General features: G+C 53.3%; 16 protein-coding genes. 8 read left to right on the forward strand and 8 right to left on the reverse strand.

Features of this window, described 5'->3' with window-relative positions:
• Nucleotides 1-2: 2 nt before the first annotated feature.
• The gene (gene trpB, locus SR894_RS13690; protein WP_133730116.1) at nucleotides 3-1,232 is read right to left on the reverse strand and encodes a tryptophan synthase subunit beta; all 1,230 of its coding nucleotides are present in this window, start codon (nucleotides 1,230-1,232) and stop codon (nucleotides 3-5) included.
• Between the two features lie 106 nt (nucleotides 1,233-1,338).
• On the opposite strand from trpB, the gene SR894_RS13695 reads away from it, so the two are divergent.
• Nucleotides 1,339-2,241, forward strand: coding sequence for a LysR family transcriptional regulator (locus tag SR894_RS13695; RefSeq protein WP_133730115.1), 903 nt, complete (start codon nucleotides 1,339-1,341; stop codon nucleotides 2,239-2,241).
• On the opposite strand, the gene brnA is transcribed toward SR894_RS13695, so the two are convergent.
• From brnA to SR894_RS13710, 3 genes are all read right to left on the reverse strand, one after another.
• Complete coding sequence (brnA, locus tag SR894_RS13700) at nucleotides 2,238-2,498, reverse strand: type II toxin-antitoxin system BrnA family antitoxin (RefSeq protein ID WP_133730114.1); 261 nt, start codon at nucleotides 2,496-2,498, stop codon at nucleotides 2,238-2,240. The genes SR894_RS13695 and brnA overlap by 4 nt on opposite strands.
• Entirely contained in the window at nucleotides 2,488-2,715 is a 228-nt protein-coding gene (locus tag SR894_RS13705) for a BrnT family toxin (protein ID WP_133730113.1), read from the reverse strand. The genes brnA and SR894_RS13705 overlap by 11 nt, the downstream gene beginning before the upstream one ends.
• Before the next feature lie 104 nt (nucleotides 2,716-2,819).
• Nucleotides 2,820-3,761, reverse strand: a complete 942-nt coding sequence (locus SR894_RS13710; RefSeq protein WP_133730112.1) for a LysR family transcriptional regulator — start codon at nucleotides 3,759-3,761, stop codon at nucleotides 2,820-2,822.
• Nucleotides 3,762-3,847: 86 nt separating this feature from the next.
• Between SR894_RS13710 and SR894_RS13715 the strand changes: the two genes are divergently transcribed.
• Nucleotides 3,848-4,831: an aldo/keto reductase gene (locus SR894_RS13715; protein WP_133730111.1), complete on the forward strand. Its 984-nt coding sequence runs from the start codon at nucleotides 3,848-3,850 to the stop codon at nucleotides 4,829-4,831.
• 15 nt (nucleotides 4,832-4,846) lie between these two features.
• On the opposite strand, the gene SR894_RS13720 is transcribed toward SR894_RS13715, so the two are convergent.
• The 3 genes from SR894_RS13720 to SR894_RS13730 form a co-directional block, all read right to left on the reverse strand.
• On the reverse strand, nucleotides 4,847-5,476 hold the full coding sequence (locus tag SR894_RS13720; RefSeq protein WP_133730110.1) for an SDR family oxidoreductase: 630 nt from the start codon (nucleotides 5,474-5,476) through the stop codon (nucleotides 4,847-4,849).
• Nucleotides 5,477-5,568: 92 nt separating this feature from the next.
• A complete protein-coding gene (locus SR894_RS13725) occupies nucleotides 5,569-6,258 on the reverse strand; it encodes a VIT1/CCC1 transporter family protein (protein ID WP_133730109.1) in 690 nt (229 codons plus the stop codon).
• A gap of 57 nt (nucleotides 6,259-6,315) precedes the next feature.
• A complete protein-coding gene (locus tag SR894_RS13730) occupies nucleotides 6,316-6,576 on the reverse strand; it encodes a PQQ-dependent sugar dehydrogenase (protein WP_133730108.1) in 261 nt (86 codons plus the stop codon).
• Between the two features lie 110 nt (nucleotides 6,577-6,686).
• Between SR894_RS13730 and SR894_RS13735 the strand changes: the two genes are divergently transcribed.
• The 3 genes from SR894_RS13735 to SR894_RS13745 all read left to right on the forward strand — a co-directional run bounded on the left by SR894_RS13735 (nucleotide 6,687) and on the right by SR894_RS13745 (nucleotide 8,304).
• Nucleotides 6,687-6,845 carry a shikimate kinase gene (locus SR894_RS13735; protein WP_246638189.1) on the forward strand — a complete coding sequence of 53 codons (159 nt, stop codon included), beginning with the start codon at nucleotides 6,687-6,689 and terminating at the stop codon, nucleotides 6,843-6,845.
• A complete protein-coding gene (locus SR894_RS13740) occupies nucleotides 6,815-7,219 on the forward strand; it encodes a P-loop NTPase family protein (RefSeq protein WP_246638190.1) in 405 nt (134 codons plus the stop codon). The genes SR894_RS13735 and SR894_RS13740 overlap by 31 nt, the downstream gene beginning before the upstream one ends.
• A gap of 149 nt (nucleotides 7,220-7,368) precedes the next feature.
• The gene (locus SR894_RS13745) at nucleotides 7,369-8,304 is read left to right on the forward strand and encodes a glycerophosphodiester phosphodiesterase (RefSeq protein WP_133730106.1); all 936 of its coding nucleotides are present in this window, start codon (nucleotides 7,369-7,371) and stop codon (nucleotides 8,302-8,304) included.
• Nucleotides 8,305-8,361: 57 nt separating this feature from the next.
• Here the strand turns inward: SR894_RS13745 and SR894_RS13750 are convergent, their stop codons facing one another.
• Nucleotides 8,362-9,255, reverse strand: a complete 894-nt coding sequence (locus SR894_RS13750; RefSeq protein WP_133730105.1) for a dihydrodipicolinate synthase family protein — start codon at nucleotides 9,253-9,255, stop codon at nucleotides 8,362-8,364.
• 351 nt (nucleotides 9,256-9,606) lie between these two features.
• Between SR894_RS13750 and SR894_RS13755 the strand changes: the two genes are divergently transcribed.
• From SR894_RS13755 to SR894_RS13765, 3 genes are read left to right on the forward strand one after another with little or no spacing between them, the layout of a single operon-like run.
• On the forward strand, nucleotides 9,607-10,080 hold the full coding sequence (locus SR894_RS13755) for a hypothetical protein (RefSeq protein WP_208862631.1): 474 nt from the start codon (nucleotides 9,607-9,609) through the stop codon (nucleotides 10,078-10,080).
• Complete coding sequence (locus tag SR894_RS13760; RefSeq protein WP_166650315.1) at nucleotides 10,049-11,269, forward strand: hypothetical protein; 1,221 nt, start codon at nucleotides 10,049-10,051, stop codon at nucleotides 11,267-11,269. Before SR894_RS13755 ends, SR894_RS13760 begins: the two co-directional genes overlap by 32 nt.
• Before the next feature lie 34 nt (nucleotides 11,270-11,303).
• Nucleotides 11,304-14,144 (forward strand): bifunctional diguanylate cyclase/phosphodiesterase, encoded by a 2,841-nt coding sequence (locus tag SR894_RS13765; protein ID WP_133730104.1) that lies wholly within the window; start codon nucleotides 11,304-11,306, stop codon nucleotides 14,142-14,144.
• The last annotated feature ends 5 nt before the right edge of the window (nucleotides 14,145-14,149 follow it).

A 14,149-nucleotide genomic window follows, 5' to 3' on the forward strand; every position in this document is an offset into this window, starting at 1 on the left:
GCTCATAGCTGTTTAACCCCGAATTTTTCACCAAGGTGATGGGCCACGCTCATCATGTCCTTGTCGCCCCGGCCGCTGAGGTTGACCACCATCAAGTGCTCACGTGGCAGGCTGGGGGCACGCTTGGCCACTTCGGCCAGGGCATGGGCGGTCTCCAGGGCGGGAATAATGCCCTCTTTGCGGCAGCAGACCTGGAAGGCTTCCAGCGCTTCGTCGTCAGTGGCAGAGACGTACTCGACCCGCCCCTGCTCGTGTAACCATGCGTGCTCTGGCCCGATACCGGGGTAGTCCAGCCCGGCGGAAATCGAGTGAGCGTCGATAATCTGACCATCTTCGTTTTGCAGCAGATAGGTGCGGTTACCGTGCAGCACGCCGGGGGTTCCGCCGTTCAGGCTAGCCGCGTGCAAGCCGCTTTTAACGCCCTTGCCACCCGCTTCCACGCCAATCATCTTCACGTCTGGGTCGTCGAGGAACGGGTAAAACAGCCCGATAGCGTTAGAGCCGCCGCCCACGCAGGCCACCAGCGAATCCGGCAGGCGGCCCTGTTTCTCGAGCATCTGGCTGCGGGTTTCATGGCCAATCACCGCTTGGAAGTCTCGCACCATGGCGGGGTACGGGTGCGGCCCTGCCACGGTACCGATAATGTAGAAGGTGTCGTCCACATTGGTGACCCAGTCACGCAGCGCTTCGTTCATGGCGTCTTTGAGCGTGCCGGTGCCGGAAGTGACGGGGACGATTTCTGCGCCCAGTAGCTTCATGCGAAACACGTTGGTCTGCTGGCGTTCGATGTCGGTTGCGCCCATGTAGATGACACAGGGCAAACCAAAGCGCGCAGCAACGGTAGCGGTGGCAACGCCGTGCATGCCTGCACCGGTTTCCGCGATAATGCGCTTCTTGCCCATCTGTTTGGCCAGCAACACCTGGCCGATGCAGTTGTTAATCTTGTGCGCGCCGGTGTGGTTCAGCTCTTCGCGCTTCAAGTAAATACTCGCCCCGCCAAAGTGCTCGGTCAGCCGCTCGGCAAAGTAGAGCGGGCTTGGCCGCCCCACGTAATCGCCCTGAAAGTAGGCTAACTGACGCTGAAACTTCGGGTCGTTCTTGGCGGTGGTGTATTCGTCTTGCAGCTCAAGAATTAGCGGCATCAGCGTTTCAGCAACAAAGCGGCCGCCAAAGCTGCCAAATAATCCGTTGGCGTCGGGCAGGCTCTTGGATACGTCTACAGGTTGATTCATCACGACCTCTGAATGCGTTATCAAACAATGCAATGAAAGTAGCGCAAGCAGGCCGGGATAAAAATCGATAAGATGTCATCAACATGTGAGCTGGAGTCACGTATTAATGCAAAACAGCATGCCACCGCTTAGCGCCCTGCGCGCCTTTGAAGCCACCGCCCGGTTGGGTAGCGTGACTGCCGCTGCCGAGGAGCTAAGCGTTACTCACGGCGCTGTTAGCCGCCAACTAAAGAGCTTGGATGACCATTTTGGCGTGGCGCTTTTTGCCAAAGCGGGCCGAGGCATTGCGCTTACGCCGCATGGTGAGAAGCTTCAAAACGGAGTGGGTGAGGCGTTCGCCCGCCTCAAGGATAGTTGCGCCGCGCTCAAGCGTGATATGGAGGAGGCGCCCTTCACCCTCGCCTGCCCCGGCAGCCTTTTGGCCCGCTGGCTGATTCCCCGCCTGGATCGTCTGCACCGCGAGCTGCCCCAGCTGAAATTGCAGGTGGTGGTGAGTGAAAGCGAGCAGCCGGGCACGCAAACGGATGCCAGCGCCACTCTGGCGTTTTCCGAGCCGCCCTGGCCCGCAGGTGTTGAGGTATTCGAGCTGATGGAGGAGCAGATATGTGCGGTAGCAAGCCCGCAACTGGCGGCCAAGTGCGATGCAACCAAGCCCGGATCTCTCCTTGCCAATAAGCTCTTGTATACATCTTCCCGCCCCCAGGCGTGGCCGCAGTGGGCCACTGCCCAAGGGCTTGAACAGGCACAGCTTGAAGAGGCGCTAAGCAAAGGCCAGAGGTTCGATCACCTTTACTACTTGATGGAAGCGGCAGTGGCGGGCCTGGGTATCGCCATCGCGCCGAGGCTATTGGTGGAAGACGACCTGAGGAATGGCAGGCTGGTGGCCCCCTGGGGAAGTATCCAAACCCCTGCGCGCCTCTGCCTGTGGTTGCCCAGCCAAGCCGAAAGCCGCCGCAGCGAGCCGCTGGCGGAGTGGCTTAAGCGGGAGCTGGGCGGCGAATATAGTTAATGAGGCAATGGATTATTAGATGGCTTATCGGCTGCTTCTGCCTTCAAACGCTCAACTAGCCAGACCTTGATAATAGATTGGCGTGTAACGCCAATGCGAGCGGCCTCACGATCAAGCGACTCTACCACCCAAGCGGGAAAGTCGACATTGATTCGCTTTTGCTCCTGGTTAACACGGCGAACAGTCGACAGTTCAAGGTCATCGACAATATCCTCACAGCCTTGGTCAAATTTTTTGTCAAAGTCATTAGCTTTCATAGAGTTCCACCTCTCTTTTCCGGGAACGCCTTACCGAAATGAGTCGAATTCGTTCATTTCTATAAGTGATGACAGCAGACCAGTGTTTAACGCCAATTAGTCCTACTACAAGAAAACGTGGCTCATCATTGGATTTAGCCTGAATTTCCAGAAAATCGATTCCATGCTTTACTCGATTGGCTGCACTTTTCTCTTCATCGAACTCAAAATCGCTCATGAGTATAAATTATTCCTTTTTTACTCAATCCGCAAGACAGCCCAGTTCCCATTCAGCTCACACTGAGCGCTTCGAGACTTTTACATGCAATCTTTTCCCTCTACTCACCCATTCAAGCGCTCGCGGTTATTGGCCACCAACTCAGCCAAAAAATCCGCCACGGCCCGGGTACGACCTGACTGGGTAAGATCCGTTTGGATGACCAAGTAGATAGGCTGATCCACGCCAATATCCGCAGCAACACACACCAGCCCAGCCTCCAACGCCAGAAAATGCGGCAATACCGCTATCCCCAGCCCCGCTTTGGCCGCTGCTAACTGGGTCGCCAGCGAGGTGGTGGTTAGCGCCGGCTCGCGCCCCTGCAGGATGCGCTCAACCCACTGGGCGGCAGGCAGGTGCGCTTGCATTTCTCCCCAGGTGATAAAGGTGTCGGTGTCGTAATCGCCCGCGTCATGATGAGCCTCGCGCTGCGCTACATAATCCGGGCTGGCGTAAAGCCCGAAACCCAGGGTGCCAAGGCGCCGAAGGGTGACATTACCCCGCTCGGGCTTGACCATTCTAAGCGCTACATCGGCGTCGCGGCGGTGCAGATTGACGGTAGTGATATCGGTCACCAGCTCAAGCCTGATGCTAGGGTATTGCGCATGGAATTGTGGCAATGCGGGCAGAATCAACGACGTGGCCAGGTTTTCAGCCGTGGCTAAGCGCACTCTGCCGCTTAGCTGCGTGGCACGGGAAACCCCACTGGTAAACGCCGCTGCGGCGGCTTCCAGCGCCTCGGCTTTTTCGATTAGCCCTGCCCCCTCCTCGGTAAGCTGATAGCCCGACTGCTGACGAACGAACAACGGAAGCTTTAAGGCTTTTTCGAGCCGCTCGATACGCCGGGAGAGCGTCGCGATCCCCAGATGGAGTTCCGCTGCCGCGCCACTCAAAGTGCCATGGCGGGCCACCGCCAGAAAGGTGCGTGTGTCATCCCAGATCCAACCTCGGGGCATCTGGTTTTCAAAACTGAAAAATTGCTTACCGAACTCGTTCATTTTTTTCATTTCTGGATAGTGCCATGCTCTGGTTGCGCGATTCAAGAACGGTTCAAACGCAGCGTATTGATAAGCAACGTCTGGAGAGAGACATCATGCAAGCACGCATACTGGGCACCGACCTATCCGTTTCCACCATTGGCTTAGGTTGCATGGGAATGAGCGAGTTTTACGGCCCCCGAGACGATAGCGAGTCGCTGCGGGTATTGGCCCAAGCGGTGGAGCTGGGAATCGACTTTTTTGACACGGCAGATATGTACGGGCCCCACCATAACGAGGAGCTGATTGGCCGTTTTCTTGCCAGCCATAAGCCCAACGTACGTATCGCCACCAAGTTTGGCATTGTGCGCAACCCCGGCGAGTATCAGCGTAGTCTGGACAGCCGCGCCCAGTATGCCCGGCAAGCCTGCGAAGCATCACTAAAGCGGCTGGGTGTCGAGCAAATCGATCTCTACTACGTTCACCGCGTTAACCCGGCCACACCTATCGAAGAAACAATGGAGGGCTTGGTACAACTGGTTAAAGAGGGAAAAATTGCCCACATTGGCCTCTGCGAAGTCAGCGCTGATACCCTTCGCCGTGCCCATGCCGTGTACCCGGTTACCGCCGTGCAAACCGAGTATTCGTTGTGGACGCGGGACGTTGAACAAACCGTGTTACCTACCTGCGAAGAACTCGGCATCGGCTTTGTGCCTTATTCACCTCTAGGCCGAGGCTTTTTGACAGGAAGATTTCAGGATACCAACGATTTCGGCGAAGACGATTTTCGTCCTAACTTGCCACGTTTTTCTGAACAAGCCATGGGTGCCAACCGCCGCATCGCTGACGTGATCGGCGAAGTGGCAGCGCTCAAAGGCTGCACTCCGGCGCAGCTATCGTTAGCTTGGCTGCTATCCAAAGGCGATAACATTGTGCCGATTCCCGGCACGAAGCGGCTGCGCTACCTTGAAGAGAATGCGGCAGCGGCGTCCATCTCCCTGACTGCTGATGAGCAAGAGCAGTTGGAAACCGTCACCGCCAACCTTCCGGTAACCGGTGAGCGCTATACGCCGGAAGGCATGAAGGGAGTTAATGCGTAAGTGTCGGCAACTTGCCTACTGAATAATCTCACCAATGGAACGCTTACCGTTCAATAGTAGGTACTCCTGATTCGTCAAACTGGACGTCTGCACTGTGTGGAGCAGAGCGTGAGCGACATTAGCCCGAGAGATTTGGTTGTCACCGGCTTCGTCAAATGAATCGGCAAACTGATGACTAGCAGCTTCGTCGGTCAAACGACCAGGCTTGAGAATGACGTAGGGAACGCCGCTGTTGCGAAGGTGAGCATCAGCGGCAAATTTCGCGGCCATATAGGGGCGCATTTTCTCGGGCGCCTCTAGCGGCTGTTCTGCACGCATGGCGCTAATCATGATGTAGCGGGAGAGGCCTTTTTGCTTGGCGATATCGGCGGTACGAATAGCACCGAAAAGGTCAATCATCAGGGTTTTATCCGGCCCGGTGTGCGGGCCTGACCCCGCCGTGAAGACCACTTGGTCACAGCCGTCAAAGGCCTGCTCAAACTCACCTTCTAAATCGGCGACCACGGTATCAATGCCGTGCTCTTTGAACCAGGCTGCCTGCTCTTCACTGCGAATCATTGCCTTGATAGGCGTGCCCGCTTTTTGGGCCAGTTCGCAAAACTGCTTGCCAATCTGTCCATTCGCGCCAATCACTAACGTTGTCATAACGACTCCTTGTGAATTGCTTACACCTCTCTCAGTGCAGGCACTTAGGCGAAATTCAACCCCAGGTGCAGGCACTGACAGCCATTTTGCCTTTAAGCTATCACTCCAAACACATGCCCGATGGCGGAGGTTAAGGCCATCGCAAGAGCGCCCCAAAACATCACTCTTGCCGCAGCTTTTAGGATGGGTGCTCCACCCACTCGGGCAGCTATAGCGCCCAGCAAGGCCAAAAAGAGCAGTGAGAACAACGCGACCAGAGGAATAAGCAGCGCGGAAGGCGCCCACCAAGCGACCAGTAGCGGCAAAAGAGCACCGATGGTGAACGTCGCGGCTGAAGAGAGGGCTGCTTGCAGGGGGTGCGCTTGACTGAGGTCGGTGATGCCAATCTCGTCTCGCGCATGGGCGCCTAGGGCGTCGTTGGCCATTAATTGTTCGGCGACTTGTCGTGCCAATTCGGGTGCCAAGCCGCGCGTTTCATAGATAGCGGCGAGCTCTTCCTGCTCTAGTTCATAGTGCTCCGCCAATGCTTGGCGCTCGATGTCGAGATCAGCATTTTCAGTATCCGATTGCGAGCTTACCGAGACATACTCCCCCGCGGCCATCGACATAGCGCCAGCCACCAAGCCTGCAATACCCGCCAGCATAATATCGCCTTGAGTGGTATTAGCCGCGGCAACGCCCAGTATCAGACTACTGGTCGAGACTATACCGTCATTCGCGCCCATCACTGCGGCTCGCAGCCAACCGGTACGGTGAGATCGGTGATGCTCTGTATGAATCATGGGCTTTTCCTTTCTAGATGGCGTATCCAACTCGACAATAGCACCTAGGGTCATCGACTATTCTGCTGGCACTACTCGAAGCAGCCTGCCCTCGGCGCTGTCGGTAAGTAGATACACCTCGCCTTCTAGGCCTACTCGCACATCTCTTATACGCTCATCTAGCTCACCAAACAGGCCTTCTACATCGTCGGCTTCGCTACCATCGTTTGATAAACGTACCCGGCGCACTTCTTTATTTACCAGCGCTCCTATCAGTATATCGCCCTGCCACTGCGAGAACAGCTCGCCGCTGTAAAGCGTTATCCCTGAGGGGAGCAATAGAGGGCGTCCATTCTAAAAATGGCCAAGGTACTCATTGACACCGTATGGTGCGCTTGATGCCCCTTTGAGCACTCATTAAAATGTCGCGCCACCTAAAGAGAACTCCCATGAAGATTAATGTGGTCGGCACGAGTGGCAGCGGCAAGAGCACCCTTGCAAAGCAGCTCGCAGACGCTTTGAACGCCCCATGCGTTCAGCTTGATCAATTGCTAACTGGCAAGGAGCGTCGGACGATGTGTTTTTCACTGAGCTGGCAGAGGCTTTAGCAGCCTCACCACAAGAGTGGATACTGGACGGTAATTTTGATCGCACTCGGCATATTAAGTGGCATGATGTGGATATGGTGGTGTGGGTCGATTACCCCTTTTGGCGAGTATTTAGCCAAGCACTCACGCGTGCCGTTAAACGCATCATCAGCCAAGAGGAACTCTGGCCTGGTACAGGTAATCGCGAGAGCTTCCGCAAAACTTTTCTAAGCCGTGACTCGGTTCTGCTATGGTCACTGAAAACGTGGCGGCAAAACCGGAAACGCTACTTTGCCGATATGATTAACCCCCTCTATTCGCATATTCAGTTTGTACGTTTGACTTCCATAAAAGAAACACAGGTTTTGGTGAAGAGTCTCAACGTGAGTGCCTAGCTCTTGGGTGGCTATATAGCCCCGCTGCGTATTTGCTTAATTGCTGCCCTAATCGGCCCTTGATGAAACACTGAACAATTTCTGTCATTTGGCTTTAACGCTTCAGGGCATGTAGACTTATTGAACGAACATTCAATTAAGGAACTTTCATGCAACGTCATCCGTTATTCACCGCAATGTCACTGGGTCTTTTCGCTGGTGCTGCCACCACGACTGCGCTAGCAGATATGTCGCCACTGGAGCAGCAGCTAAAAGATCTTGAGTCATTTCAAGTGATCGCCCACCGCGGGGCCAGCGGCCACGCGCCGGAAAGCACCATGGCGGCCTATGAATTGGCCCATGAGTGGAATGTCGACTACTTAGAGCTGGACGCCCAAATCACTGCCGACGGTGAAGTCGTGGTGTTCCATGATGACGCCATTGATCGCACCAGCAATGGTGAAGGCAAGATTAATGACTTCACCTTGGAAGAGCTGAAAGCGCTGGATACCGGCACTTGGTTCAATGAAGCCAATGCTGATAAAGCAGACGCGGACTTTGCAGGGGCACAGATCCTCACGCTGGATGAGCTTTTCGAGCGTTTCGGTCACAATGCTCGCTACTACATTGAAACCAAGTCACCGCAGCTAAACCCAGGCTTGGAAGAAGCCCTGGTAAAAACGCTGGAAGAACATGACATGGTCGAGAGTGGCCGCGTGTTAGTGCAGTCTTTCGAGCAGGAAAGCCTATTAAAGGTGCAGGAACTAAACGACGACATTCCGCTCATCCAGCTCGTTTGGTACTACCCCAGTGAAGAGGACGAATCGCGTTTAGTGGAGTGGACTGGTGTGACACCGGGCCCAGCAGAGATTAATGATGAAGACTTCCAGGCGGTAGCGGAATACGCGTCGGGAATCGGTACTAACTATATCTACGAAGGCCAAGAAGTCATTGATGCCAACTTTATTCGTCAAGCAAATGAAAATGGCCTGCCGGTACACGTTTACACCGTCAATGAAGCCGATGAGATGGAGCGTTTGATGGAAATGGGCGCAAACGGCCTGTTCACAAATTACCCAGATCGCTTGCTTAAGCTCGTTGAGTAACCATCGTTGAAGTGCTTATTACGCCCGGCTTTGGCCGGGCGTTTTTGTTACTAAACTCTACTCAAGCCCAAGCTGCTCCAGTACCTGCTCTACTCTTTTACGATCGCCCGCTTGCAGCGTTTTAAGCGGCTGGGGCAAGCAGGGCTGACTCACCTTGCCGGTGACTTCTGCAATGGTAGCCGCCACTCGCAGGCTACCGCCGTATTCACGGTAGAGTACCCACAGCGGTTCAAGGGCGTCTGAAAGTGCCTTGGCCTGCTGAACGTCCCCCGCCTGAGCAGCTCGGGTTATCGCCAGCGCTGCTCTAGGGTATAACCCGCCGATAACGGAGTACCAGGCATCACATCCCGCATTTAGGCCGGTGGCTGCTACCGCATCCCCGCTGATGCCAATAGTGACATCAGCGGGGATCAGCTTGCGTAACCCAGCCACCCGCTCCTTTGCAGGTTCAATATCGTTATTCACCGGCGGGATTTTGATAGAGCGTACCTGGGGCAACTGGGCGATTCGCCCATGCAACTCATCGCTAAATTCAAAATGGGTAGTGCCAGGGTTATCGTACACGCAGAGCGGCACACTCAGTGATTGGCAGACTGTAGCGTAGAGGTCGAAAACCTCATCATCGGTAAGCTTTTGATAGGAGACCGGCGCTAGCAACACCCCGCTGGCGCCTGCTTGCTGAGCGCGCTCTGCGTTAGCCAGCACATCACGAGTACGTAGCGCACCAATACCTACAATAACAGGCGTACTAACTGCATTTTCAACGCTAAGCTGGACAACACGGGCGCGCTCATCACGGCTTAAATAGGCATAGCTACCGGTCGAGCCCAACACACCAATGGAGCCCACCCCTGCCTCAGCTAAATGAGCAACTAAACGGGCAAATTCATGCTCCATGATGCGCTGCTCGTTCATAGGGGTTAGCGGAAATGCACTTAGGCCAGTGAACATGAAGGTTGATCCTTTTAAGGTAGATGGCGGCATAGTGTCCCACAGGCGATTAGCTGTTAGGTACAAGGATACGGTAATGGAATAGTCATAACTCATCCTCGCTATTCGTTGACATAACTTCCTGTTATTTTTCTTGAATTGATGTAGTGTTTGGGTATGTGCCGTATCGATACGGCACAGTCGTTTTTGGATGCGTATCTTTCAGTCATACCATTAGAGCTGAATATAAAAACAGTTCCGTTAGTGCTGCGAGGGAGAACACGTCATCAATTCATACACATTTAATGTGCAGAGCAGAACTGCATCGTGCGTGAACCTGGCGTTCATCAATCAACCAGTAAGCCATCACCAATGCCATCACCGGTTATAAGCGGTTCTCCATTGCGATTGGCCTTACTGGCAGTGACCACCCTTGTTTTGCTGGTGGGACTCACTTTCGCAGCAACGAATGCCATCGCTCGGGAAGCACCACTTTATTTAGTGGCTCATCCTGATGTTACTACCCGCTGGCTGAATCGGGATACCACCCGCGCAATTTTTGCGATGCGCCAACGCACATGGCCGGATGGCCAAGCTGTCAGGGTTTTCGTCTTGAGTAATAGCCACCCCGTGCATGCTCGTTTTGCCAAAGAGCAATTGGCGGTTTACCCGCATCAGCTTCAGCTAGCCTGGGATCGCATGGTCTTCTCAGGTACAGGGCAAGCCCCCGACCGTGTAAGTGACCAAACCGAAATGTACGAACGCATTGCCACGACACCCGGTGCTATTGGCTATCTTGAAAGGGAGTATCTGGATGATAGAGTCCAAGTCATTTCGATGGAATGAATGCCGAACCATTGCCGCTTTGCTAGGCACCGTTGCAATGGGATTAGCTGCTAACGCACAAAGCGACGAACATGCCCTTGATACTCTGCAGGTACATGGTTTTCTTAGCCAAGCGCTAGTGATTACTGACGATAACAACTTTTTTGGTCAAAGTAGCCAAGATGAGGGCAGTTTCGAATTCACCGAAATCGGCCTCAACGTCTCCTTACGTCCCCATCAGGATGTGCTTGTTGCTGCCCAAGTGCTAAGTCGTCGAGCTGGAGGCAATAGCAGCGATGCTGAACCTAAGCTGGATTACGGTCTAGTTGATTACCAAATGATTTCAAACCAAGAGCGTACCCTTGGTATTCAGCTAGGCCGAATTAAAAACCCTTTTGGCTTTTACAACCAAACCCGCGACGTGGCATTTACCCGTCCGAGTATATTGCTACCACAGTCTATCTATTTTGACCGAACGCGTTCTTTGGCTCTTACAGGGGATGGGCTAACGTTATATTTGGAAGAGCGGTTGGATAGCGGAGTAGTAAGGGGCCAGCTTGGTCTAGGCGAGCCTCAGGCTGGTGATGATTTAAGTCAAACGCTTCAACTACAGCGTATTGCAGGCTCTTTCAATCCTCAGCAATCCACCATTGCACAGGTTCGCTATGAGCATGATGGAGGACGTATTGTTGCAGCTGTAAGCAACGCTAATGTGAAGTCTCGAATAGAGTCACACTACCAAGGTGTGAACGATGGAGATTTTTACTTTACGCCCTGGATATTTTCACTCCAATACAATCAAGAGCTTTGGAGTATAACTGCTGAGTATGCATTACGGCGATCAGGATTCAAAAACTTCAACCCAACTTCTTTAAATTTCAATACAACAGGTGAAAGCTGGTACTTGCAATACACTCGACGCTTTTACGACAATTGGCAGTGGCTAATACGCTATGACAGTTTAATCAGTAATCGAAATGATCCTTCAGGGAAAGACTTTGAAGCTAAGGGGCTAGGGCCTGCACACACCCAATTTGCGGAGGATCTAACATTTGGTCTTCAGTGGACACCGCACCCTCAAGTAATGTTGGCAGGCGAATACCACCATGTGGACGGCACTGGTTGGCTGCCCATTCAGGATAATCAAGACTTTTCAGCGACCAGCCGAAGATGGAATATGTGGTTATTCCAGCTATCGCTGCGCTTCTGACGTTTCCCCCGATCCTGGCTAGGACGTTACCGCGATGAAAACACCCACCCTTTTTCGAACGCCTCAGCGTCTTAGCCTAACCTGGCGGGTCATCGCGTTAAGTAGCCTCCTGCTGTTGGCGCTGGTAACACTTTTTACGTGGTTAGGTCACGACAACTTAACCCGTCAGTTTCAGGAAAGTCGCACTCAGCACCATGAACGCCAGCAGCGAGAAATCCGTTTAGCACTACTCCGTTCATCGGAAAATTTACGCCAGTTAGCCGGTTTGACTGCCGCTTCTGCGAGCCTTGGACTGCCTTTACAAGCAGGCAGCACAGCCGATGTGGAGCAAGCGCTGGACGCCCAGTGGCCCGCTCTTCAGCTCGAGGCAGGGATTGATGAGATTTTAATCATCAATACTCGCGGACAAGTCATGGGAAGCTGGGGAACCGGAAATTCGCAAGCACAGCTTCCCATCTTGAGCTGGGTAAGTCGTGTTATGGACACCGAACGACCACTTTCAGCGCTTCGCTGTTCAGCTAGCTGCCAGCAGTTTGCTGCCGTACCGGTTCTTGTGGACGGAGAAAGTGTTGGCATGGTCGTGCTGTCCCGCTCGTTAGCCGACGTCACACGGCAAGCTAAAGAAGTCTCTGGCAGCGAAGTCGCACTACTCGTGACCGGGCCCGCTGAAGACAATCAGGTAACGACAATACGACAGTTGCCAGCATGGAACGGTCAACTGCTCGCACTCACAAGCGAAGAACAAAGCCTAGTCCCGTTGCAGCAAGCGGCAGACACTGCCCCTGTTCGCCGCTTGATGGAAGCACCATTAAGTCTTGAACATGACGGCAGGCATTTAGAACTCAGCGCAGTGCGCATGGAAGAGGATAACGAGCGTAGCAATATCGGTTACTTCCTGCTGATATCAGACATTACCGAACAAATTAAAGCAATTAATCAGGATACTCGCACGCTGCTGTTCGTCGGCGTGCTCGGCTGGATTGCCGCTGAACTACTGCTACTGGTCATACTGCTTGGCCCAATGGCTAGACTACGTAGAGTCGCCGGGCTGCTTCCTGCTTTGGCCGACGGGAAGTTTAGCGACATACACTCCGCCATTCCCAACCACCGCCGCCGCATTCCCGACGAGATAGATGTGCTTGAGAGCACCACACTCGAGCTTTCGCGCCAGCTCGAACTGTTAGAGAGTGAAGTACAAGAACGCGGTGACCAACTAGCCGAGCGCATTGAAGAGCTAGCCAAAGAGCGGGACTTCATCAGTGGCCTGTTGGACACAGCCCAGGTGTTTATAATTGCTCAAGACTGCACTGGAAGGATAAGCCTAGCCAATGAGTATGCTCAGTTGATGCTGGGGCTTAATGAGGCTTCGCTACTTGGACGTCATTTTGTTGATGTCTTCGAGGCGGGTGCCCCTGCCACGTTGAATACGTTTTCCTATCCCCAGCAAGAAGAAAAAACCCTACGTACGCCCGATCACCGCCTTCATACTATTGCTTGGTATCATGCCCCTTTACAGACAGGTAATGAGGGGAAAGTATCACGCATATCAGTAGGGCTAGATATTACCGAGCGCAAGGCTGCTGAAGCACGGTTAACCTGGCTGGCTGAACGCGACCCGTTAACAGAACTGTACAACCGACGCTATTTCCAGCATGCGCTACAAATCGCCCTTGAACACCCAGCGAAGAAAAAAGGGGCGGTACTGCTGCTGGATTTAGACCAGTTCAAAGAGGTGAATGAGCTGAGCGGGCACCATGTTGGCGACAAATTACTAAGTGAAGTTGCCGACACACTCCTCCATAACCTTGGCCGCCGTGGTGTTATTGCCCGCCTGGGTGGCGACGAGTTTTCCCTTCTATTAGAAGATACCAACGCCGATCAGGCAGTCAGTGTGGCGCAATATATAGTCCAACTGTTAGAGGGCATCGGCTTCGTTGTCGGCGAGCGGCGGCACCGGGTAACTGCCAGTATTGGTATTGCCCTGTTTCCAACCCACGGCAATACCCCTACTGACCTTATGGCTAGCGCTGATGTGGCTATGTACAAAGCAAAAGAGAGTGGTCTCCAGCACTGGCATCTACTCTCCAAATCAGAAAATGCTAAAGACGAGCTGCAAGAACGAGTTTACTGGGTTGAACGCATACGCAATGCGCTTGAAGAGGATAGCTTCGAGCTAATGGTGCAGCCCATTATGCGTCTGGAAGACCAAGACGTAAAACACCACGAGGTACTGCTGCGAATGCACGACGTAGATGGAAGCCTAATTTCTCCCGCGCATTTTATTCCTATTGCCGAACAGAGCGGGCAGATTATTTTAATCGACCGCTGGGTATTACGGCATAGTTTAAAGGCACTTAGCCAATTGCAGGATCGGGGTATCACTCTGGCAGTTAACCTTTCGGGCCAATCTCTTCACGACGGGGGCTTGAAGCAATACTTGGCAGACGAGCTGACGGCTAGTGGCGCTGATCCCCATCACCTCATATTGGAGGTAACGGAAACAGCTGCGGTTACTGATTTTTCTACCGCACGCGGCGTATTACAAGCAGTACGTGACCTGGGTTGCCGTACCGCATTGGATGACTTTGGGGTGGGTTTCAGTAGTTTTCACTACCTTGGGCAGTTGCCCGTCGACTATATTAAGATTGATGGTTCTTTTATTCGCAGCATGCTAATTAGCCCTGACAGCCGCGTCATTGTGCGTGCTATTGCCGACATTGCTAAAGGTTTTGGTAAGCAAACCATTGCTGAATTCGTTGATCAAGAAGCTCTATTGCCAATACTTAAGGCCTATGGGATTACTTATGGCCAGGGGTTTCATTTAGGTAGGCCAATAAAAATAACAGAAGCATTTAGTGGAATTAGCTCTCAATAATAGAT

This window comes from Vreelandella neptunia (assembly GCF_034479615.1).
GTDB lineage: Bacteria > Pseudomonadota > Gammaproteobacteria > Pseudomonadales > Halomonadaceae > Vreelandella > Vreelandella neptunia.

What these genes read in the sequence shown, in the direction of transcription:
- trpB (WP_133730116.1), bottom strand. Translation starts at nt 1,232, where the DNA reads ATGAATCAACCTGTAGACGTATCCAAGAGCCTGCCCGACGCCAACGGA.
- SR894_RS13695 (WP_133730115.1), top strand. Translation starts at nt 1,339, where the DNA reads ATGCAAAACAGCATGCCACCGCTTAGCGCCCTGCGCGCCTTTGAAGCC.
- brnA (WP_133730114.1), bottom strand. Translation starts at nt 2,498, where the DNA reads ATGAAAGCTAATGACTTTGACAAAAAATTTGACCAAGGCTGTGAGGAT.
- SR894_RS13705 (WP_133730113.1), bottom strand. Translation starts at nt 2,715, where the DNA reads ATGAGCGATTTTGAGTTCGATGAAGAGAAAAGTGCAGCCAATCGAGTA.
- SR894_RS13710 (WP_133730112.1), bottom strand. Translation starts at nt 3,761, where the DNA reads ATGAAAAAAATGAACGAGTTCGGTAAGCAATTTTTCAGTTTTGAAAAC.
- SR894_RS13715 (WP_133730111.1), top strand. Translation starts at nt 3,848, where the DNA reads ATGCAAGCACGCATACTGGGCACCGACCTATCCGTTTCCACCATTGGC.
- SR894_RS13720 (WP_133730110.1), bottom strand. Translation starts at nt 5,476, where the DNA reads ATGACAACGTTAGTGATTGGCGCGAATGGACAGATTGGCAAGCAGTTT.
- SR894_RS13725 (WP_133730109.1), bottom strand. Translation starts at nt 6,258, where the DNA reads ATGATTCATACAGAGCATCACCGATCTCACCGTACCGGTTGGCTGCGA.
- SR894_RS13735 (WP_246638189.1), top strand. Translation starts at nt 6,687, where the DNA reads ATGAAGATTAATGTGGTCGGCACGAGTGGCAGCGGCAAGAGCACCCTT.
- SR894_RS13745 (WP_133730106.1), top strand. Translation starts at nt 7,369, where the DNA reads ATGCAACGTCATCCGTTATTCACCGCAATGTCACTGGGTCTTTTCGCT.
- SR894_RS13750 (WP_133730105.1), bottom strand. Translation starts at nt 9,255, where the DNA reads ATGTTCACTGGCCTAAGTGCATTTCCGCTAACCCCTATGAACGAGCAG.
- SR894_RS13755 (WP_208862631.1), top strand. Translation starts at nt 9,607, where the DNA reads ATGCCATCACCGGTTATAAGCGGTTCTCCATTGCGATTGGCCTTACTG.
- SR894_RS13760 (WP_166650315.1), top strand. Translation starts at nt 10,049, where the DNA reads ATGATAGAGTCCAAGTCATTTCGATGGAATGAATGCCGAACCATTGCC.
- SR894_RS13765 (WP_133730104.1), top strand. Translation starts at nt 11,304, where the DNA reads ATGAAAACACCCACCCTTTTTCGAACGCCTCAGCGTCTTAGCCTAACC.